This window comes from Clostridium sp. Marseille-P299, from assembly GCF_900078195.1.
GTDB lineage: Bacteria > Bacillota > Clostridia > Lachnospirales > Lachnospiraceae > Lachnoclostridium.
The window spans coordinates 1,551,940-1,573,808 of record NZ_FJVE01000007.1; the positions used below are offsets into that span (position 1 = coordinate 1,551,940).

Below are 21,869 nucleotides of genomic sequence, written 5' to 3' on the forward strand. Positions count from 1 at the left end.
TTAAAATATACACTTGATAAATCCATAGTTTCATATTAATATTAAATGGATATGTTATACAAATCATTAGAAACATATACGAGGAAGGAAAGATCATATGAAGAAGATTAAACCGAAAAAGAAACAAGAAGTTAATGTGAAGGCAGTAATGACTCGTGAAAAGAAAATGCTATTTGGTGGTATTGCTGGGGCCGTATTGTTATTGCTTGTTATTTTGGTAATTGCTGAAGGTGTAAGCAAATCTAAAATAAGTATAACAAACGATACAAGCAGAAAAATTACATCGGTTAAGGCATACTTTTCTGGTACCAAATATGAAGAGACAAGCACTGATAGTGATGACAAAACCAGTGAAACCAAAGAAGTAGCATATCAATCAGAAAATATTGCTGACACTGAACTTGCAGCGGGAGAGACGTTTAAAGCTTCTTTACCTGATTTAAGTGAATTAAAAGGAACAGGATCCGGTCTTATATTAGAGATTACTTTTGAAAACGAAGAAACAAGAACAATTGATACTGGACTCTTTAATTCAAAATTTGATGGAAAAATTAAAGTTGTTTTCAAAGAAGATAAAAGCGGTGAAGTTGATATGAAAGTAAAAGCTTCCACTGGCTTATTTGGTTCAACTGCAAACACTTTATGTAATGATACTTATGAAATGCATTTACTAGATAATGAATAAATAGTAAATAGCTTTACATGAACATAACAATTGAGCAAAAATTCGTTCATACAAAAGATATTTTCAACATAGTTTGTAAGTGCGGATAAACGACAGATACTAGAAGGGGGATTTTGACATGATTAAGCTCTTTAAACAAGGTGCATATGTACTTAATGGTGCTGAAATTATTGAAGAAAATAATGAATCAGCAGCAATACTCAACCAGAAACTAGGAAATAATATTTTATCTAAAGAAGATGCTGCCAAGAATACAATGGCATATCAAATTTTATCTGCACATAATACTTCTGGGAATATGGAACATTTAAAAATCAAATTTGATAAATTAGCATCCCACGACATCACATTCGTTGGTATTATTCAAACGGCACGTGCCAGTGGGTTAGAGCAATTTCCAGTTCCTTATGTACTTACAAATTGTCACAATAGCTTATGTGCCGTTGGTGGAACAATTAATGAAGATGACCATATGTTTGGTTTATCTTGCGCAAAAAAATATGGTGGAATTTATGTACCACCTCATCAAGCAGTAATTCACCAATATGCTCGTGAAATTCTAGCAGGCGGTGGAAAAATGATTTTAGGCTCCGATAGCCATACTCGTTATGGTGCACTTGGTACCATGGCAATGGGTGAAGGCGGTCCAGAACTTGTAAAACAATTATTAAATAAAACATATGACATTAAGATGCCAAAAGTTGTTGGTGTATACTTAACTGGAAAGCCAAGAAAAGGTGTAGGACCACAGGATATTGCACTTGCAATTATTGGTGAGGTTTTCGCTAATGGCTATGTGAACAATAAAGTAATGGAATTCATCGGTGATGGTATAGACAATTTAAGTGTTGATTATCGTATTGGAATTGATGTTATGACCACTGAAACTACTTGTCTTTCTTCTATTTGGAGAACCGATGATGCTGTAAAAGAATTCTATGAAATTCATCGTAGACCAGAAGATTATAAAGAATTAAATCCTGGTTCTGTTGCTTATTATGATGGAATGATTTATGTGGATTTATCAGAAATCAAACCTATGATTGCAATGCCATTCCATCCAAGCAATGTATATACAATTGATGATTTAAATGCTAATCTATATGATATTTTAGATGAAGTTGAGAAAAAAGCAGCGATTAGTTTGGATAATTCCAATATTAAGTACACATTAAAAGACAAAGTTCGTAATGGCAGATTGTACATTGAGCAAGGCGTTATCGCTGGCTGTGCAGGTGGTGGATTTGAAAATATCTGTGATGCAACTGACATCCTAGATGGCAAGTTTATTGGAAACGATGAGTTTTCACTAAGTGTATACCCAGCAAGTCAGCCAGTCTTTATGGAATTAGTAAAGAACGGTTCTGTTGCTAAGTTAATGCAAACAGGTGCTACAATCCGTACCGCTTTTTGTGGTCCATGTTTTGGAGCAGGAGATGTTCCAGCAAACAACGGATTAAGTATTCGTCATACAACTAGAAACTTCCCTAATAGAGAAGGTTCAAAGATTACAAGTGGTCAAATCGCTTCCGTAGCATTAATGGACGCTCGCTCCATCGCAGCTACAGCAGCAAATAAAGGATATTTAACATCTGCAGAAGATATTGATGTTAACTTCAATAAACCAAAGTACTTCTATGATTCAACAATTTATGAAAATCGTGTGTATAATGGTGTTGGAAATCCACAGAAAGATGTTGAAATTAAGTTTGGTCCTGGTATTGTTGACTGGCCAACGATGTCTGCATTGACAGATGATTTGGTACTTAAGGTTGTTTCTGTCATTCATGACCCAGTTACAACAACAGATGAGTTAATTCCATCAGGAGAGACTTCTTCTTATCGTTCCAATCCACTTGGGTTAGCAGAATTTACTCTATCAAGAAAAGATCCTGCATACGTTGGACGTGCAAAAGAAGTTCAGAAAGCAGAAAAAGCAAGACTTACTGCAAAAACTGCAGATGAAATTTATGAAGCAAACCAAGAAGTTAAACCAATTGTTGAAAAAATCCAAGAAACATTTAACATTAATCCATTGGAAACACAAATTGGTAGTGTAATTTATGCAGTAAAACCAGGAGATGGCTCTGCAAGAGAACAAGCTGCAAGTTGTCAGAAGGTTCTTGGAGGATTTGCTAATATTGCTAGAGAGTATGCAACGAAGAGATATCGTTCTAATCTTATTAACTGGGGTATGTTACCATTTGTATTCGAGGATGAAATACCATTTAACAATGGAGATTATATCTTTATAAAAGATGTTAAGAAAGCCATTGAGGAAAACAAGACTGAAGTAGAAGCTTATGTTGTTTCTGATGAAATGAAAAAGTTTACTTTAAAATTAAATGAACTTACAAAAGATGAACGCGAAATCATATTAAAAGGTTGCTTAATTAACTATTATAAAGATGCAAAATAATTAAAAGATAGTGACGCTACTGCAATGTATCGTCCATAAAATATGAGGCTGTCACAAAATAGTTTAGATTTCTATGGATGTTTCGTGTTTTTTATTGGGAACACTAAAAAACATAGAAACATCATATCTAGCAGACTATTTTGTGCAGCCTCGTTTTATTCTTTTAAGAAACTTTATAGAAGTTTTGTTGATTCTTCCAATTAAATGAACTATAATAGACAGCATGAAGATTTTAGGGGCGATAAAATCTATTTCGCAATGGAGGGAAAGAGTTTGAAACTTAAAAATATTTTGCTTAGTCGTATTGTTATAGCTGGATCAATTATACTGCTACAAATTGTCTGGTTTATAACTTTTTTTCTAAGACTTACAGAGTATTCAATCATTATCAATTTCTTTTTTACTACTCTTAGTATTATTGCTCTACTTTTTGTTATTAATAAAAGATATAATCCTGCATTTAAGCTAGCATGGTCTATTTTAATTCTTTTATTTCCGCTATTTGGAGGATTGCTGTACGCAATGCTTGGTACGAAAGAACCACTAAGAAAAATGAGTACATCAATTGAAAATACAAAAAATGCAATATTACCATTTGTTAGTCAAAAAGAAGAAATATTATTGGCTATTAAGGAAAATGATAAGCATGCTTATGGTCAAGTAAAATATATACTTGATCATTCCAATTCACCTATTTATAAAAATACAGAAACGAAATATTATCGAAGTGGTGAAGAGAATTTTCCAGATATTCTAGAAGCCTTAAAAAGTGCCAAACATTTTATCTTTTTAGAATACTTTATTATTGCAAACGGAAGAATGTGGAATGAAGTATTAGAAGTATTAAAAGAAAAAGCGGCACAAGGTGTCGATGTTCGTGTAATGTACGATGATGTTGGTAGTCTTACTACACTCCCATATAAGTATTATAAGTATATTGAGTCTTTTGGGATAAAATGTGAAGCTTTTAATCATTTTGTACCATTTTTTTCTGTTGTCATGAATAACCGAGATCATAGAAAAATCCTTGTTATTGATGGGCATACAGGATTTACTGGTGGCATTAATCTCGCAGATGAATACATCAACGAAAAGAATCGATTTGGTTATTGGAAAGACACTGGAATAATGCTAAAGGGTGAGGCAGTATGGAATCTTACGGTTATGTTCTTAACCATGTGGAATGCTGTAAGAAAAACAGATACTTCCTATGAAGCTTTTATGCCTAAAGTCCATAATAAGTTAGAGTTTAATGACGATGGGTATGTGCAACCATATGGCGATTCGCCACTGGATGGAGAAACTGTTGGTGAAAATGTTTATTTAAATATAATAAACAATGCGGTAGATTATGTTTACATTTTTACACCATATCTAATTATTGATAACGAAATGATGGTTGCTTTATGTCTTGCTGCTAAAAGAGGGGTAGATGTAAGAATAGTTACACCTAACATTCCAGATAAAAAAATTGTGTTTTTATTAACTCAATCATTTTATCCGCAATTAATTGAAAATGGTGTAAAAATATATCAGTTTACACCGGGATTTTTACATGCAAAATGTTTTGTATCCGATGATAAAGTTGCAACGGTTGGCACTATTAATATGGACTACCGAAGTTTATACTTACACTTTGAATGTGGTGTATTCTTATATAATACAAAGACAGTTTTAGAAGTAAGAGATGATATCCTTAATACAATCGAGCAAAGTAGACGGATTAGTGAAGAGGATTTAAACAGTTCTTTCATAAAACGCTTTGCACAAGCTGTTCTTATTTTGTTTGCACCACTATTATAAAAAAAGCAAGAATGATAAGTCAGGGTAAGGAAGCGCAAGAATAATAAGTCAATAAAAGAAACCGAATAAAAGTTTCTTTAAAATATTTTAGATCACCAGGTTTGGTGGATGGGAGGAAAAATGTCAACAATTATTGATGGAAAAAGAATATCAAATGAAATTAAAGAAGAGTTAAAAAAAGAAGTAGAAGTTTTAGGGCAAAAGGGAATTTCGGTTACTTTAGCAGTAATTCTAGTAGGGAATGATCCTGCATCTGCAGTTTATGTAGGCAATAAAAAGAAAGCCTGCGAGTATATCGGAATCAATTCTTTGACTTATGAATTACCAGAAGAAACAAAAGAAGAAGAAGTTTTAGCCTTGGTCAAAGAATTAAATGATCGTGCTGATGTAAATGGTATTCTTGTTCAGTTGCCACTACCAAAACATATTGATGAAGATAAAGTAATTCAAACCATTGATCCTAAAAAGGATGTTGATGGTTTTCATCCACAAAGTGTCGGTGCTTTAAGCATTGGTCAAAAGGGCTTTGTTTCTTGTACACCTGCAGGTATTATTGAATTATTAAAACGTTCTAACATTGAAATCGAAGGAAAAGAATGTGTGGTAGTAGGTAGAAGTAATATTGTAGGAAAACCGATGGCAATGTTAATGCTACGGGAAAATGCCACAGTTACTATTTGTCATTCCAAGACAAAGGACTTAAAAGAAGTAACAAAACGTGCAGATATTTTAATTGTTGCATTAGGAAAACCACGTTTTATAACGAAGGACTATGTAAAAGAGGGTGCGGTTGTTATTGACGTTGGAATTCATCGTGACGAGAATAATAAACTTTGTGGCGACGTAGATTATAACGATGTTGTAGAGGTTGCAAGTGCAATTACGCCAGTTCCAGGTGGAGTGGGACCTATGACCATAGCAATGTTAATGAAAAATTGTGTTGCAAGTACAACACTATAACACAAAAATAGGGATATATTTTTAAAGTATTGTTAAAATACTATAAAATTATTAGAAAAAATATTTTTTATATTTCAATTTAAAAGAAAAACTGATACAATTGATAAGAGTATTGCTAAAAAGGCAATCGGAATAAATTACGTATTATATAGTAGTAGAGAAAGGCTTGGGCTAGGAATGAATATATTTTTTGTCTCATTAGGATGCGATAAAAATCTTGTAGATAGTGAGGTTATGTTAGGTCTCATTCGTGAGAAAGGGTTCCATTTAACTAATGAAGAACAGGAAGCAGACATTATTGTTGTAAATACATGTTGTTTTATAAATGATGCTAAGGAAGAAAGTATCAATACCATTCTTGAAATGGCAGAGTACAAGAAAAATGGTAAATTAAAAGGCTTGATTGTTACAGGTTGTCTTGCACAACGTTATAAGAACGATATTATGAAAGAGATACCAGAAGTAGATGCACTTCTTGGTACAACAAGTTATGATGCAATCTCTGAAGTGATTGATAAAGTTTTAGAGGGTGAAAAAGCTGAAAGCTTTAAAGATTTAAATGAACTTTCTACAGTTGAAACACATCGTGTTAATACAACTGGTGGATATTTTTCATATTTAAAGATAGCAGAAGGCTGTGATAAGCACTGTACGTATTGTATTATACCTAAAATCCGTGGTGACTATCGTAGTGTTCCAATGGAAAAATTAATCAAAGAAGCAGAATTTCTTGCTGAAGGTGGAGTGAAAGAATTAATTTTAGTTGCTCAAGAAACTACCGTTTATGGTGTTGATTTATATTGTAAAAAATCATTACCTGAACTTCTTCATAAATTATGTAACATCGAAGGTATTGAATGGATTCGTTTACAATATTGTTATCCAGAAGAAATTACAGATGAGTTAATCGAAGTTATAAAAACAGAACCAAAGATTTGTCATTATCTTGATATTCCAATTCAACATGCATCAGATAATATTTTAAAACGCATGGGAAGACGTACAAATCAAAAAGAATTACGGGATTTAATTGCTAAATTAAGAAAAGAAATACCTGATATAGCGCTTAGAACTTCTTTAATCACAGGTTTCCCTGGAGAGACAGAAGAAGATCATGAAATATTAAAAACATTTGTAAAAGAAATGAAATTTGAGCGTTTGGGTGTATTTACTTATAGTAAAGAAGAAGATACACCAGCTGCTAAAATGAAAGACCAAATTCTTAAAAAAGTCAAGGTTAGCAGACAGAAAGAACTTATGAAATTACAACAAACAATTGCCTTTGATCATGCGAAGGATATGATTGGTAAAGAACTTAAAGTTATGATTGAAGGTAAATTACCAGATGAAGGTGTTTATATTGGAAGAACCTATATGGATGCTCCAAATGTGGATGGTTATATCTTTGTACACACAAGCGATGAACTTATGTCTGGTGAATTTGCAGAAGTTCTTGTTATGGAGGCAAAGGACTATGATTTAATTGGTAAGGCCCTATAAGTGTTGCCCCCAAAATAAATGGGATTTAAGTTTTAAATTATTAATAAAAAGAAATTTTAAAACTAGAAAGGCACAGGTATTTTATATGAATTTACCAAATAAAATTACAATTTTTAGAGTCAGCATGATTCCATTATTCTTAGTATTGTTACTGGTTCCAAACATACCATTTGGAAATTATTTAGCGCTTGCAGTATTTATTATTGCATGTCTATCTGATGCATTAGATGGTCATATTGCGCGTAAATATAATTTAGTAACGAATTTTGGAAAGTTCATGGATCCACTTGCAGATAAATTACTTGTATGTTCAGCTCTTATATGTTTTGTTGAATTAGGTACAGTTCCTGCATGGATTGTTATTGTTATAATCGCTAGAGAATTTATTATCAGTGGTTTTCGTTTGGTTGCGTCTGATAATGGGCTTGTAATTGCAGCTAGTTATTGGGGAAAATTTAAAACTACTGCTCAAATGATTATGTGTATTTTATTTATTGCTAATTTTAATAATCCATTTTTTAATGTATTAGAGCAAATCTTTTTATATTTGGCTTTAATTTTAACAGTAATTTCTTTGATTGATTATTTAGTAAAGAATTCACATGTTTTAAAAGACGGAACAAAATAGAGTAAAATAAGGGTTGTCATAAAGGCATCGTATGTGTAATTTTAAAATTCAACATATATTATGCCTTTTATGACAACCCTGTGTTTTTATACGAAAGGCATCGGGGCAAAAGCCCTGTTTACATGATGGAGATGGATATTTGTACAAAACAAAAAGACTCATGCTTCGATTTCAATGCATAAGATGTTCTAATTCTTTCATAATTTATGTTAAACATATCAAAAAACAGATAACTCGCTACGCGTGGACAATCTGTCTTTTGATATAACATAAATTATGAAAGAAAAGAACATCTAATGCATTTACATAGGCGCATTCGTTCTTTTTGTTTTGTGCAAATATCCAGTGAAGTTTTTTGGAAGGGCTTTTGTGGGAGGAATATGGAAAGAGAATAAGAACATAAGAGAAAAAATGAATAATTAAAAGACAAGAAAAAAGAGATAAGAGAAAAAAAGATAAGAGAAAAAGGGAAAAAGAGAAAAAAAGAATAAAAGAAAGGCAGGAATAAGTATGGTTGTTGAGTTGATTAGTGTTGGGACTGAAATATTAATTGGTAATATAGTAAATACGAATGCGCATTATTTAGCTAGAAAGTGCGCAGAGTTAGGGCTAAATTTGTATTACCAAGTTTCTGTAGGAGATAATGAGATACGTTTGAGTGAAACGATAAAAACTTCTTTAAGTCGATCGGATATTATTATTTTAACGGGTGGGCTAGGACCGACAAAAGATGATATAACAAAAGAAGTTCTTGCTAAAGTTATTGGTAAAAGGCTAGTAATGGATGATCATACAAAGGAAAGAATTGCAGATTATTTTACGCGTACTGGGCGAACTAATATTTCTGAGAACAATTGGAAGCAGGCGCAAATTATAGAAGGGGCTATCATTCTTGATAATGAGAATGGGACGGCTCCAGGATTGTATATAGAGACAGATGGGAAACATATTTTTATTTTACCAGGACCTCCATCAGAAATGATTCCTATGGTGGAATCTAAAGTAATACCAATTCTTAAAAATTTATCAAGGGATACTTTAGTATCTGCAATGGTTAAGGTTTGCGGAATTGGGGAGAGTATGGCAGAAACTTTGATTCTTGATTTAATTGAAAATCAAAGCAATCCAACCATTGCACCTTATGCGAAGCTTGGGGAAGTACATTTTAGAATTACTGCTAGAGCTAAGAATGAAGAAGAGGGTAGAAGCCTTATAAATCCTTTTATAGAGGAATTAAAGAATAGATTTCATGAAAATATATATTCTTTAGAAGAATCAAAAACATTAGAAGAATGTGTGGTTGGTTTATTAAAAGAGAAGAAATTCACATTATCAGCTGCAGAATCTTGTACTGGCGGTTTGTTTTTAGGACGTTTAATTAATGTTTCTGGTGTTTCTGATGTGATTAAAGAAGGCTATGTTACTTATTCAGAAGAAGCTAAAATGAATTTACTTGGCGTGAAGAAAGAAACCCTTGATCAATATGGGGTTGTTAGTGAAGAGATTGCAAGAGAAATGGCAATTGGCGCTGCAACGAAAGCAAATGCAGAAGTTGCGATTGGTATTACTGGAATCGCAGGACCATCTGGTGGAACAAAGGAAAATCCAGTAGGAACAGTATGCATTGGTTGTGTGGTAAAGGGAGAGGTGTATTCTAAACGCTTTGTTTTTAGTGGCAATCGTGAGAAGGTACGTGAACTTAGTATTATTTCTGCTTTGGATATGATAAGACGTAGACTTTTAGCAGTGTAGTTAGACGTAGTCTTTTAGCAATGGAAGTTAGCCTAGACTGTTGATATGGGCTAACATGTAGGCTATTGATAGTAAAGTAACATGTATGTTGTTGATAGTGAAGTAACATGTAGATTGTTGATATTATAAGTAATACGTAGACTATTAATAGTCTACGGTTGCCGTAAAAAAAAGACAAGCAATTTTCTCTTTAAGTACACGATTTGCAGTATTCTTGCATTGATTCATACCTCATGCTCATAAAAACATTAGAAAATGTGAAAAAAAGTTTCAACTAATACCGAAATTAACATAGAAATGACATACTTAGCAGATATGATTGTAGAGAAGCTAATGTTATTTTTGATTTTTAGCTATCTTATTTGAAAAATTAAAGGAAGTTAAAAGGAATCAAAGATTTGTTGGTGAATAAAGGAGATATGCACATGAAGAATAAATGCAATTTATATCTGTTAACCACTTTAACTCTATGTATAATTTTATTGAGTGGTTGTAAAAATAAAGTAAATACAGATAATGCTGGTGATATTACTAATGGTAGTGTGGCCACAGGAGTTGCAGAAATTACACCAGACCTTTTTGAAAGTGATAATCGAAAAGAAAATGATAACGATTTAATTCCAACACCCAACGTAACGATGATGGCAACAAAAGAGATTTCTATCTATTCTATGAATGCGAGTTCTACTCAAAAAGAGGCAATCACTGCACTTGTACCAGAGAGTACTGAAATTACGCCGAATTTAATAGTAGAGATGGTTGAAGATGCTATGGCAGACGCATCTTTTGTAATTGGAATTGATTCTGTTACTATAAATAACGATACGGTTATCGTAAGTTTTCGAGACGATAAACCTCCAGTTGTAAATGTTAGCAAAGAAGCTGAAACTGCAATCTTAGATGCAATTGCACAAAGTCTTTTAGATAATTTACAAGATTATACGAAAGTAAATTTTCGTATTTTAGGCAATTCTTATCAAACAGACAATTATTCATTTGATTTAAATTATATTTATATGGAAAAATCGAAATAAATTTGTTACTATAGTAAATGTATGTTTAAACTTTTGTAGATATTGTAAACATTCGAAGCTGTCTTACAAAAAGAAAGGCAGCTTCTTTTTTCAATGGTATAGAAATTGAAATAAAAAATGTATATGATAAGAATATACATGAAAAATAGTAATGAAAGGTATTAAAAAATGAGTAAAATAATCGTAATTGGTGGCGGAGCTGCTGGTATGATGGCTGCAATTGCGGCAGCAAGAAACGGACATCAAGTTCATTTATATGAGAAAAATGAAAAACTAGGTAAAAAAATTTATATTACTGGAAAAGGAAGATGCAATCTTACCAATGCATCGGATATGGAGACCGTTTTTGAAAATGTAGTTACAAATCGTAAATTTCTTTATAGTGCATTTTATAATCTAACAAATGATGATGTAATTAAATTTTTTGATCAATCTGGGTGTAAAACGAAAGTGGAACGTGGAAATCGTGTATTTCCAGTTAGTGATCATTCTTCTGATGTTATTAGTGCATTGGCCAATGAGATGAAAAAACTATCCGTTAACACTCACTTAAAAACAGAAGTTCAAAAGATAATACATGATGAAACAAATGTTTCAGGAATTATGTTAAGTACTGGTGAAGTTGTACATGCAGATGCTGTTATCGTTGCAACAGGAGGACTTTCTTATCCTTCTACTGGTTCTACAGGAGATGGCTATCGTTTTGCAAAGGATGCTGGACATACAGTTACATCCTTAAATCCTTCATTAGTATCCATACATTTAAAAGAGGAATGGATTAGAAATCTTCAGGGGTTATCTTTAAGAAATATAAATGCAGTGGTAACTGCTGATAAGCCGTTACCAAATGTTTCGCCAAAAGACCTTAAAAAAGTAAAAGAAGGAAAAGTGTTATATGAAGCATTTGGAGAACTTTTATTTACACACTTTGGAGTAAGTGGTCCTGTTATACTTAGTGCTAGCAGTTACTTGATTCCATATCTAAATCTTTGTGAAATGAAGTTAAAAATTGATTTGAAACCAGCTTTGTCGTATGAACAATTAGATGCAAGAATACTAAGAGATTTTGAAGAAATGATAAATAAACAATTTAAAAATGCTCTTGACCATCTCTTGCCACAGAAATTAATTGGGGTTATAATAACTCTTAGCGGTATTTCACCTGAGAAGCAAGTAAATGCAATAACGAAGGAAGAACGTTTAAATCTTGTTCATTTAATTAAAAATCTTACGTTCGATATCAGCCGACTTGGAGGATATAATGAAGCGGTTATAACAAAAGGTGGTATATCAGTAAAAGAAATCAATCCTTCAACGATGGAATCAAAGAAAATCAAAGGCTTATATTTTTGTGGTGAAGTTCTAGATGTAGATGCATTGACAGGCGGTTATAACCTTCAGATTGCATGGTCAACAGGTTTTACTGCAGGAAATGCAATAACATAGAAGGAATGTTATAACGTAGAAATGCTATAACATAAATGAGTGTTAAATCGCATTAAATAAGGACATAACAGGAGGACTTATGGGATTTTATAGTATTGCAATTGATGGACCATCTGGTGCAGGAAAAAGTACAATTGCGAAAAGAATCGCGAAACAATTAGGATATATCTATGTAGATACAGGTGCTATGTATCGTGCCATGGCATTATATTTTTTAAGAAATAACATAAAACCAACAGAAAAAGAAAAATTAGAAGAAGCATGCAAAGAAGTTGATATTTCCATTCGATACGTGGATGGTGAGCAGCAGGTTTTACTTGGGGATGAGAATGTGAATGCATTCATTCGAGCAGAAGAAGTAGGGAAAATGGCAAGCAATTGTTCTATTAATCCTAACGTTCGAATCAAATTAGTTGAGCTTCAAAGAAAATTAGCTGCAAAAGAGAATGTCGTAATGGATGGTAGAGATATTGCTACCCATGTGCTTCCTAATGCGAATCTTAAAATATATTTAACTGCAAGTTCAAGTATTCGTGCAAAACGTAGATACGATGAATTAATGGATAAAGGAATTGATTGTAATTTTGATGAGATTGAAGCAGATATTATTGATCGTGATTATCGTGATATGAATCGTGACATTTCTCCATTACGTCAAGCAGAAGATGCTATTTTAGTAGATAGTTCTGAAATGACATTAGACGAAGTAACGGATAAAATTATAAGTCTATTTTCGGAAAACGTTGAAGTTATTGAATGAAAATATCAATCGTATTTTAGATAGGAGATTTCAATGGATATAACATTAGCAGATACCGCAGGTTTTTGCTTTGGTGTAAAGCGAGCTGTAGAAACGGTATATAAAGAAGTAAATGAAGGTAAACAAGTGTATACATTTGGACCCATTATTCATAATGACGAAGTAGTCAATGATTTAAACAAACTTGGAGTTCAAGTGATTCATTCCATAGATGAATTGAAAAATCTGTCTGGGGGTACAATAATTATACGTTCACATGGGGTGTCAAAAGAAATTTATGATATCATGAATCAAACCGATGAGAATGGAAAAAAGAAATTTGAAATTGTTGATGCAACTTGTCCTTTTGTTTTAAAAATTCATAAAATAGTAGAAGAACAAAGTGCATTGGGAAGAAAAATCATAATTATCGGAGATGAAAAGCACCCTGAAGTCGTTGGCATTAAAGGATGGAGCCATAATGGTTCAATTATAATTGAAAATGTTAATGATATAGACAAAATTTGTTTGTCAAAAGGTGAAAAAGTGTGTATTGTAGCTCAAACGACATTTAATTACAAGAATTTTGAAGAATTAGTTGAAATTATTTCGAAAAAGGGTTATGATATACTTGTTTTAAATACGATATGCAATGCGACAGAGGAGCGCCAAACTGAAGCGCGTAAACTTGCAAAAGAATCTGACGCAATGATTGTTATCGGTGGAAAGCAGAGTTCTAATACTAGAAAGCTTTACGAAATTTCAAAAAAAGAATGTGAAAATACTTACTATATACAGACACTTAGTGACCTGGATTTAAAACTTTTTAAATCTTTTCGTAGCGTAGGTATTACCGCAGGGGCGTCAACCCCAAATAATATTATCAAGGAGGTTCATACCACAATGTCAGAAATGAGTTTTGAACAATTATTATCAGAGGAAAATTTAGTAACAATACACAACGGAGAGGTAGTCGAAGGCAAAGTCATTAGTGTTAAAGAAGACGAAATCGTGTTAAATATAGGTTACAAGTCAGACGGTATCATTACAAGAAATGAATATACCAACACACCTAATGTAGATCTTAGAACCGTTGTGCAAGAAGGCGACACTATGACAGCTAAAGTTTTAAAAGTAAACGATGGCGATGGACAAGTGTTATTAACTTATAAGAGACTTGCAGCAGAAAAAGGAAGCAAGAGATTAGAAGAAGCATTCAACAATAAAGAAGTATTAAAAGCTAAAGTTGCTAACGTATTAGACGGTGGCTTAAGTGTAATTATTGATGAAGCAAGAATCTTCATCCCAGCTAGCTTAGTATCTGATTCTTATGAAAAGAATTTAGAGAAGTATAAAGATCAAGAAATTGAATTTGTAATCAGCGAATTCAATCCTAAGAGAAGAAGAGTAATCGGTGATCGTAAGCAATTATTAGTTGCTAAGAAACAAGAATTACAAAAAGAATTATTTGCAAAAATCAAAGTTGGTGATGTTGTAGAAGGTACTGTAAAGAACGTAACAGACTTCGGTGCATTCATCGATTTAGGTGGAGCAGATGGTCTTCTTCATATTTCCGAAATGTCTTGGGGACGTGTTGAAAATCCTAAGAAAGTTTTCAAAGTTGGTGAAACTGTAAAAGCTTTTATTAAAGATATTCAAGGAGAAAAAATTGCACTTAGCCTTAAATTCCCAGAAGAAAATCCATGGGTAAACGCTGCTGAAAAATATGCAGTAGGTAATGTAGTAACTGGAAAAGTTGCTCGTATGACTGATTTCGGTGCATTTATTGAATTAGTTCCTGGTGTTGATGCATTATTACATGTTTCTCAAATCTCTAAGGAACACATCGAAAAACCAGCTGACGTATTAAAAGTTGGTCAAGAAATCACAGCTAAGATCGTTGATTTTAACAACGATGAAAGAAAAATCAGCTTAAGCGTAAAAGCTTTAGAAGCTCCAGCTGTTGAAGAAGAGGTTACATCTACTGAAGAGTAATTTTATGGGGTACTAATGAATGATTGATAGCTATGAATTATTTAAAGAGAAAGTATTGCAGCTGACGAAGATAGATTTAAACTATTATAAAGAACGTCAGATGAAAAGACGCATTGATTCTTTGATTACCAAATATAAGATTACATCGTATAAGGAATATGTTGAAGTTTTGAAAAGTAATAAAATTATGTTTGACGAATTTCTAAGCTATATTACTATTAATGTATCTGAGTTTTATCGTAATCCAGAGCAATGGGAAATACTTGAAAAAGAAATTCTACCTGCTATTATTTCAAGAAGTAGTAATTTGAAAATTTGGAGTGCAGCGTGTTCTACAGGTGATGAACCATATTCGTTGGTCATGCTGCTAACTAAATTTTTCCCGTTAAATAAAATAAAAGTTTTAGCAACCGATATTGATAAGCAAGTGCTTGAAAAGGCAAAGGCTGGTTTCTATCATGAAAAAAGCCTTTCTGGATTGCCAAAAGAGTTTAAATCAAAATATTTTACTCAAATTAATAGCACTACATATCAGATATCTGATAGTATTAAAGCTTGTGTTGAATTTAAAGAGCATAATTTACTAAAAGATCCATATCCTTCAGGTGTTGATTTAATCGTTTGTAGAAACGTATTAATATATTTTACCGAAGAAGCAAAGAACTTGATTTATAATAAGTTTAATCAAGCTTTAAAACAAGATGGTGTATTATTTGTTGGAAGTACCGAACAGATAATACAGCCATCAAATATGGGATACAAATCTAGTAAGTCTTTCTTTTATAAAAAAATATAAATCGGAATGAATAGATGTATCGATTATGGCGAATCTAAAGTAATTTATTTTTAGATTTGCCATTTTTTCATTTTTTGCTGTTAATTTTTAAGTTATTTTTGTAACTAAAAATTAGGGATAAACAAGCATAAATCAAGTGTTTCTTTTTCTATGTATTTCTTTAAAAATATGGTTGATTTTTTGAAAACAATCGGTTATATTGATACATAGGTAATGATAAGGAAAGGAAAGGTGGAAATGCAAAATACAGTTCGAGTTGCAGTTGATGCAATGGGCGGTGATAATGCTCCGCTTGAGATTGTTAAGGGTGCCGTTGAAGCTGTCAATGAAAGAGACGATATTAAAGTCTTTTTAGTTGGCGTAAAAGATGTTCTTATGAGTGAACTAAAAAAATACACTTACGACTCAAATCGTATTGAAGTAGTTCATGCCCCAGAGGTAATAACAAATGACGAAGCACCTGTTTTGGCAATTCGCCGTAAAAAAGATTCCTCAATCGTTGTTGCATTAAATTTAGTTAAGAATGGAGAAGCTGATGCTTTTGTTTCTGCAGGTAGCACAGGAGCCGTTTTAGTAGGCGCTCAACTTATTGCAGGAAGAATTAAAGGCGTAGAACGTCCTCCATTAGCTCCGTTGATACCTACGATGAATGGTGTTTCATTATTGGTGGATTGTGGCGCTAATGTTGATGCAAGACCTTCCCATCTAGTCCAATTTGCAAAAATGGGCTCTATCTATATGGAAAATATAGTAGGAATAAAAAATCCAAGAGTGGCAATTGTAAACATTGGAGTAGAAGAAGAAAAAGGTAACGCGCTTGTGAAAGAGACCTATCCATTACTAAGGAATTGTAAAGATATTAACTTTATAGGAAGTGTGGAAGCAAGAGAGATTCCAAACGGAGCTGCAGATGTTATTGTCTGTGAAGCATTTGTTGGGAATGTAATACTAAAGCTATATGAAGGTCTATCTATGGCACTTGTTAAGAAAATAAAAGAAGGCTTAACAAGTACTCCAATTAGTACAATTGGAGCTGCGTTAGCAAAACCAGCATTGAAAAAAACACTAAAAGACTTTGATTTAACAAAGTATGGTGGAGCTCCATTACTAGGTTTAAATGGTCTAGTAATAAAAACTCATGGAAGCTCTAAAAGTGTTGAAATTAAAAATTCTATTATTCAAAGCATAGCATTCAAAGAATGCGACGTAACAGGAAAGATTAAAGAAAATATAAGCTTTGAAGAAAATGAGCAACGTTAAATAGTTGCAAGGAATTAAAGAAAGGTGATATATAGTATGGAATTTGAAAAATTACAAAAAATTATTAGTGAAGTTTTAAATGTGGATGCAGATGAGATTACAATGAATACTACATTTGTGGATGATTTAGGAGCAGATTCCTTAGATATTTTCCAAATTATCATGGGTATCGAAGAAGAATTCGATATTGAAATCGCGAATGAAGAAGCGGAAAATATCATTACTGTTGCAGATGCTGTAGAACAAATTAAGAATGCATTAAACTAATGTATCTAAGGGTGTTACAATACGTTTTTACGTAGCAGCTTGTAACACTTTCTAACTTGCAAATAGGGGTGTTGCAAAAATGTGAGTGATTACTATTTTTGCAATCGCCCCTATTATATTTTAAAGAGAGGTGATATCTTTGGCTGAAATGATCAATAACAAAAAGTTACAGACCTTTGAAGGAAGAATTGGATATACGTTTCAGAAAAAAGGATTACTACGTCAAGCTTTAACTCATAGTTCCTTTGCGAATGAAAAACGATTAAATAAATTAGCAAATAATGAACGATTAGAGTTTTTAGGTGATGCTGTACTGGAACTTACAACAAGTGAGTGGCTTTATAAAACCCATGAGAATATGCCAGAAGGAGATTTGACAAAGCTTAGGGCGAGTCTCGTATGCGAGCCAACTTTAGCTATGTGTGCAAGAGATCTTGGGCTTGGTGAGTTTATCTATTTAGGAAAAGGTGAAGATGCTACAGGAGGAAGAGATAGAGATTCAATACTTTCCGATGGAATGGAAGCAATTATTGGAGCAATCTATCTAGATGGTGGTTTTGCTAATGCAAAAGAGTTTATCAGCAAATATATACTTGCAGATATTGATAACAAAAAGCTCTTTTTTGATAGCAAGACTATCTTGCAGGAAATTGTTCAAAGTGACTTTAAACAACAATTAAGTTATGAATTATTAGAGGAGACAGGACCAGATCATAACAAGGTTTTTAAAGTACTTGCAAAAATGGATAGCACTGCATTAGAAACAGGAATCGGAAAGACGAAAAAAGCTGCAGAGCAAGAGGCTGCATATCGTTCAATATTAAAATTGCAAAAAGAAAAGGGAGTATCAGGGAACAAAGAATAGCGTAATTATAGAGAGGATATTGCATGTATTTAAAAAGTATTGAGGTACATGGATTTAAGTCATTTGCAAATAAAATTTTATTTGAATTTCACAATGGTATTACGGGTATTGTTGGTCCAAATGGTAGTGGTAAGAGTAATGTAGCAGACGCAGTTCGCTGGGTACTTGGTGAACAAAGTGCAAAGCAGCTGCGTGGTAGCAATATGCAAGATGTTATTTTCTCGGGAACAGAGATGAGAAAACCTTTAGGTTTTGCATATGTTGCAATCACTCTAGACAATTCAGATCATAAATTACCAATTGAATATGATGAGGTTACTGTTGCAAGAAGAGTTTATCGTTCTGGTGAAAGTGAATATTTGATTAATGGAAGTCATTGTAGATTAAAAGATGTACAAGAATTATTCCTAGATACTGGTATCGGTAAAGAAGGGTATTCTATCATTGGACAAGGACAGATTGATAAGATTTTAAGTGGTAAGCCAGAAGAGAGAAGAGAATTATTCGATGAAGCTGCTGGTATTGTTAAGTTTAAGAAAAGAAAAGCGATTGCTGAAAAGAACTTAGAAGAAGAACGACAAAACTTATCTCGTATTACAGATATCATTAGTGAAATAGAAAAGCAAATCGGTCCATTGGAGAAGCAGTCTATTGTAGCAAGAGAATATTTAAAGCGAAAAGAAGAATTAAAAAAGTTTGAGGTAAATCAATTCTTAATAGAGTATGACAAAAATAATAAAGTCAAACAAGAAATCGATCATAAATTCGAGATTGTTGCCGGCGACCTAGAGCAAACCAAACAAGAATATGATAATACAAAAAATAGATATGAAAAGTTGGAATCGGAATTAGAAGAGCTGAATACAGTATTAGAAGAAGTTCGCACTAAAAAGAACGAACTTGGTCTAAGTATTGAAAAAACCGAAGGTGAAATTAAAGTTTTAGAAGAACAGATTGCTTCGATTATTCAAAATGATAAACAATTCCAAAGTAGAATTGCAAGTTTACAAAAGGACATAGAAGTTAAGCGTCAGGAGCTACATAAATATACAATTGATAAACAAGAAATTGATGAGAAACTGGATGCAATTGATGACAAGCAAGCTATGGCCAATGAAACATTAAATGCAATCAAAGAGCGCATTATCGCATATACCAAAGAGATTGAAGAATGCAATAATGAGATATTTAGAGTTCTAAACGAAAATGGCACAATTAAAACGAATATCCAACGTTATGAGACGATTAATGAACAGAATAATATTAAGAAAGCTGAAATCAATCAAAAGATTTTAAAAACTAAAAGTGAAGAAGCAACGATTCAAATTGTTCTTGAGGAACGTAGGGAAGAATTACAACGTGTAACCAATGACATAGTTGCAATCCAAACACTGAATCAAGACTTAGAACAAAATCTTGGAAAAGAACAGGTTCGAATTGATAATCTATCTAAGGAGTTTAACGATAATCAACAAGCGAATATGATAGAACAAGCGAAACTTGAATCCTTAAAAAATCTAACAGAACGCTATGATGGATATGGTATGAGTATTCGTCGTGTCATGGAAGCAAAAGAAAAAAACGACAAAATCGTAGGCGTTGTAGCTGATATCATTAAGGTAGAAAAAGAATATGAAACAGCGGTGGAAACAGCCCTTGGTGGAAATATTCAAAACATCGTAACGGAAGATGAGAGCACTGCAAAGGCTCTGATTGAGTACTTAAAGAAGAATAAATTTGGACGTGCTACATTCTTGCCTTTAACAAGCATAAAGGGGAGTACTTTATCAAATAAAGAGGCACTAAAAGAGAATGGAGCAATTGGCATTGCCAGTGATTTAATACAGGTAGATGACAAGTTTAAAAATCTAGTTCAGTTTTTATTAGGTCGAATTTTAGTTGTTGATCAAATTGATAATGCACTGGCGATTGCTAGAAAGTACAATTATTCGTTACGTATCGTTACCTTAGAAGGGGAACAATTAAATCCAGGTGGATCTTTATCTGGTGGAGCATATAAAAACTCAAGTAATCTTTTAGGTAGACGAAGAGAAATCGAAGAGTTAGAACAAACGATTCAAAAACGAAAAAATCAGATGATAGAGCTGGAACAGGATATTAAAATCGCTAGAGAACAGCGTAAGTCCATGCGTGAGTCTTTAGAAGCCAATAAAGTTCGTTTACAAGAATTATATGTAAATCAAAATACTGCTAAACTTCAATTAAACCAAGAAGAGTCTAAGGTGGAAGTAATGAGGCAAACCTATTTAGAATTTGCTTCGGAATTAAAAGAGTTAGAGATACAAAATCACGACTTATTGGAACAAATGGAACGTTTGCAAACTCAATTGCTTGAAAATATGAATTATAGTAAAGCAAAAGAGGCAAGAATTGATGAATGCAATAAACTCTTAGAAGAAGAACATAAAAACGAGCAAAAGGCCAATGAAGGAACCGTTGCTTTACATGTTGAGTTTTCGAATTTAGAACAAAGTAGTAATTATGCGTTAGAAAATATAAAACGTGTTAAAAAAGATTTAGAACGATTATTACAAGATGAAACGAATCTAAGAGAAGATGCCAAGATGTCAATGCAGGCTAAGTTAGAGAGAGAAGAACTTGTAAATAAAAATACTTCAAAAAAAGATTTTGAACAAGCAGAGCTAAATCACTCAGAAGAGATGATTTTATCCTACACAGAACAAAAAGAAAGTATGACAAGAGATCATAAATCCTTTTTACAAAAGAGAGAAGAACTTTCTAACCGATTGAATGAACTGGATAAAGAGTCCTTCCGCTTACAAAATCAAGGTGAAAAAGTAAATGAGTTATTAGATAGTCAGATTAGCTATATGTGGGAGGAATATGAATTAACCGTTTCTTCTGCAAATGAGTTAAAAGATGATAGTTTAGAGGATTCATTTAATTATAAAAAAGCAATCCAAGAATTAAAAAATATAATTAAAAATCTTGGTGATGTAAACGTAAATGCAATTGAAGATTTTAAGAATTTATCGGAGCGTTTTACATTCTTAACAACTCAAAAAGAAGATTTAGAGGCTGCGGAAGCAAGTTTGATTGAAATTATAAACGAACTTGATATAGAAATGCGTAAACAATTCGAAGAAAAGTTTAGTGAAATTCGTACGCAGTTTGATCTAGTATTTAAGGAATTATTTGGTGGAGGAAAAGGAACACTTGAATTAACAGAAGATGAGGATATATTAGAAGCTGGTATTCGAATTATAGCACAACCGCCAGGAAAGAAGCTTCAGAATATGATGCAGTTATCTGGTGGTGAAAAGGCCTTAACAGCGATTTCCTTACTTTTTGCAATTCAAAACTTAAAACCATCTCCATTTTGCTTACTGGATGAGATTGAAGCAGCGCTGGATGATTCCAACGTAAAGCGTTATGCGAATTACTTGCACAAATTAACGAAGGATACACAATTTATTATCATAACTCACAGAAGGGGTACGATGGCAGCAGCTGATATCTTGTATGGTATTACAATGCAGGAAAAAGGTGTTTCCACTCTTGTTTCTGTTAACCTTATCGAGGGTGAGTTAGATAAGTAGTATATCTATATCCTAAGGTTTTTGATGCTACTAGTATATAAGGTGGAAATAGATTATTTTTTAGTAAAGTTTTGGAATTTACATCTTTATTTTTTAAGAAAATGAAGATAATAAGGATGTAACGGTTGACATATGGGTT

General features: G+C 32.8%; 16 protein-coding genes. All 16 read left to right on the top strand.

The features are described from left to right. Positions 1 to 97 precede the first annotated feature (97 nt). Positions 98 to 685 carry a hypothetical protein gene (locus BN4220_RS14660; protein ID WP_066717912.1) on the top strand — a complete coding sequence of 196 codons (588 nt, stop codon included), beginning with the start codon at positions 98 to 100 and terminating at the stop codon, positions 683 to 685. A 118-nt stretch (positions 686 to 803) separates the two neighbouring features. Further along, positions 804 to 3,104 (top strand): hydratase, encoded by a 2,301-nt coding sequence (locus BN4220_RS14665; protein ID WP_066717914.1) that lies wholly within the window; start codon positions 804 to 806, stop codon positions 3,102 to 3,104. A 273-nt stretch (positions 3,105 to 3,377) separates the two neighbouring features. Further along, entirely contained in the window at positions 3,378 to 4,907 is a 1,530-nt protein-coding gene (cls, locus tag BN4220_RS14670; protein WP_347477112.1) for a cardiolipin synthase, read from the top strand. A 120-nt stretch (positions 4,908 to 5,027) separates the two neighbouring features. Next, positions 5,028 to 5,867 carry a bifunctional methylenetetrahydrofolate dehydrogenase/methenyltetrahydrofolate cyclohydrolase FolD gene (gene folD / locus BN4220_RS14675; protein ID WP_066717915.1) on the top strand — a complete coding sequence of 280 codons (840 nt, stop codon included), beginning with the start codon at positions 5,028 to 5,030 and terminating at the stop codon, positions 5,865 to 5,867. 177 nt (positions 5,868 to 6,044) lie between these two features. Next, on the top strand, positions 6,045 to 7,367 hold the full coding sequence (gene rimO, locus BN4220_RS14680; RefSeq protein WP_066717925.1) for a 30S ribosomal protein S12 methylthiotransferase RimO: 1,323 nt from the start codon (positions 6,045 to 6,047) through the stop codon (positions 7,365 to 7,367). Between the two features lie 85 nt (positions 7,368 to 7,452). Next, positions 7,453 to 7,995 (top strand): CDP-diacylglycerol--glycerol-3-phosphate 3-phosphatidyltransferase, encoded by a 543-nt coding sequence (gene pgsA / locus BN4220_RS14685; protein WP_066717928.1) that lies wholly within the window; start codon positions 7,453 to 7,455, stop codon positions 7,993 to 7,995. Between the two features lie 510 nt (positions 7,996 to 8,505). Next, positions 8,506 to 9,747 (top strand): competence/damage-inducible protein A, encoded by a 1,242-nt coding sequence (locus tag BN4220_RS14690; protein ID WP_066717931.1) that lies wholly within the window; start codon positions 8,506 to 8,508, stop codon positions 9,745 to 9,747. A 425-nt stretch (positions 9,748 to 10,172) separates the two neighbouring features. Continuing rightward, positions 10,173 to 10,781 carry a GerMN domain-containing protein gene (locus tag BN4220_RS14695; RefSeq protein WP_066717934.1) on the top strand — a complete coding sequence of 203 codons (609 nt, stop codon included), beginning with the start codon at positions 10,173 to 10,175 and terminating at the stop codon, positions 10,779 to 10,781. A 168-nt stretch (positions 10,782 to 10,949) separates the two neighbouring features. After that, positions 10,950 to 12,227: an NAD(P)/FAD-dependent oxidoreductase gene (locus BN4220_RS14700; RefSeq protein WP_066717937.1), complete on the top strand. Its 1,278-nt coding sequence runs from the start codon at positions 10,950 to 10,952 to the stop codon at positions 12,225 to 12,227. Positions 12,228 to 12,306: 79 nt separating this feature from the next. Further along, positions 12,307 to 12,987, top strand: a complete 681-nt coding sequence (gene cmk / locus BN4220_RS14705) for a (d)CMP kinase (protein WP_066717940.1) — start codon at positions 12,307 to 12,309, stop codon at positions 12,985 to 12,987. 33 nt (positions 12,988 to 13,020) lie between these two features. After that, entirely contained in the window at positions 13,021 to 14,961 is a 1,941-nt protein-coding gene (locus BN4220_RS14710) for a bifunctional 4-hydroxy-3-methylbut-2-enyl diphosphate reductase/30S ribosomal protein S1 (RefSeq protein ID WP_066717943.1), read from the top strand. 19 nt (positions 14,962 to 14,980) lie between these two features. Further along, complete coding sequence (locus BN4220_RS14715; RefSeq protein WP_066717946.1) at positions 14,981 to 15,757, top strand: CheR family methyltransferase; 777 nt, start codon at positions 14,981 to 14,983, stop codon at positions 15,755 to 15,757. Between the two features lie 237 nt (positions 15,758 to 15,994). Then, the gene (gene plsX / locus BN4220_RS14720; RefSeq protein WP_066717948.1) at positions 15,995 to 17,017 is read left to right on the top strand and encodes a phosphate acyltransferase PlsX; all 1,023 of its coding nucleotides are present in this window, start codon (positions 15,995 to 15,997) and stop codon (positions 17,015 to 17,017) included. A gap of 36 nt (positions 17,018 to 17,053) precedes the next feature. After that, complete coding sequence (gene acpP, locus BN4220_RS14725) at positions 17,054 to 17,284, top strand: acyl carrier protein (protein ID WP_066717950.1); 231 nt, start codon at positions 17,054 to 17,056, stop codon at positions 17,282 to 17,284. A 148-nt stretch (positions 17,285 to 17,432) separates the two neighbouring features. Beyond that, on the top strand, positions 17,433 to 18,149 hold the full coding sequence (gene rnc / locus BN4220_RS14730; protein WP_066721051.1) for a ribonuclease III: 717 nt from the start codon (positions 17,433 to 17,435) through the stop codon (positions 18,147 to 18,149). A 23-nt stretch (positions 18,150 to 18,172) separates the two neighbouring features. Further along, positions 18,173 to 21,730 (top strand): chromosome segregation protein SMC, encoded by a 3,558-nt coding sequence (gene smc, locus BN4220_RS14735; RefSeq protein WP_066717952.1) that lies wholly within the window; start codon positions 18,173 to 18,175, stop codon positions 21,728 to 21,730. Positions 21,731 to 21,869: the final 139 nt, after the last annotated feature.

Excerpts from the sequence above, each read along its gene's own strand:
- acpP (WP_066717950.1), top strand. The coding sequence starts at position 17,054 with ATGGAATTTGAAAAATTACAAAAAATTATTAGTGAAGTTTTAAATGTG.
- pgsA (WP_066717928.1), top strand. The coding sequence starts at position 7,453 with ATGAATTTACCAAATAAAATTACAATTTTTAGAGTCAGCATGATTCCA.
- plsX (WP_066717948.1), top strand. The coding sequence starts at position 15,995 with ATGCAAAATACAGTTCGAGTTGCAGTTGATGCAATGGGCGGTGATAAT.
- smc (WP_066717952.1), top strand. The coding sequence starts at position 18,173 with ATGTATTTAAAAAGTATTGAGGTACATGGATTTAAGTCATTTGCAAAT.
- BN4220_RS14700 (WP_066717937.1), top strand. The coding sequence starts at position 10,950 with ATGAGTAAAATAATCGTAATTGGTGGCGGAGCTGCTGGTATGATGGCT.
- BN4220_RS14695 (WP_066717934.1), top strand. The coding sequence starts at position 10,173 with ATGAAGAATAAATGCAATTTATATCTGTTAACCACTTTAACTCTATGT.
- folD (WP_066717915.1), top strand. The coding sequence starts at position 5,028 with ATGTCAACAATTATTGATGGAAAAAGAATATCAAATGAAATTAAAGAA.
- rnc (WP_066721051.1), top strand. The coding sequence starts at position 17,433 with ATGATCAATAACAAAAAGTTACAGACCTTTGAAGGAAGAATTGGATAT.
- BN4220_RS14665 (WP_066717914.1), top strand. The coding sequence starts at position 804 with ATGATTAAGCTCTTTAAACAAGGTGCATATGTACTTAATGGTGCTGAA.
- rimO (WP_066717925.1), top strand. The coding sequence starts at position 6,045 with ATGAATATATTTTTTGTCTCATTAGGATGCGATAAAAATCTTGTAGAT.
- BN4220_RS14660 (WP_066717912.1), top strand. The coding sequence starts at position 98 with ATGAAGAAGATTAAACCGAAAAAGAAACAAGAAGTTAATGTGAAGGCA.
- cmk (WP_066717940.1), top strand. The coding sequence starts at position 12,307 with ATGGGATTTTATAGTATTGCAATTGATGGACCATCTGGTGCAGGAAAA.
- BN4220_RS14690 (WP_066717931.1), top strand. The coding sequence starts at position 8,506 with ATGGTTGTTGAGTTGATTAGTGTTGGGACTGAAATATTAATTGGTAAT.
- BN4220_RS14715 (WP_066717946.1), top strand. The coding sequence starts at position 14,981 with ATGATTGATAGCTATGAATTATTTAAAGAGAAAGTATTGCAGCTGACG.
- BN4220_RS14710 (WP_066717943.1), top strand. The coding sequence starts at position 13,021 with ATGGATATAACATTAGCAGATACCGCAGGTTTTTGCTTTGGTGTAAAG.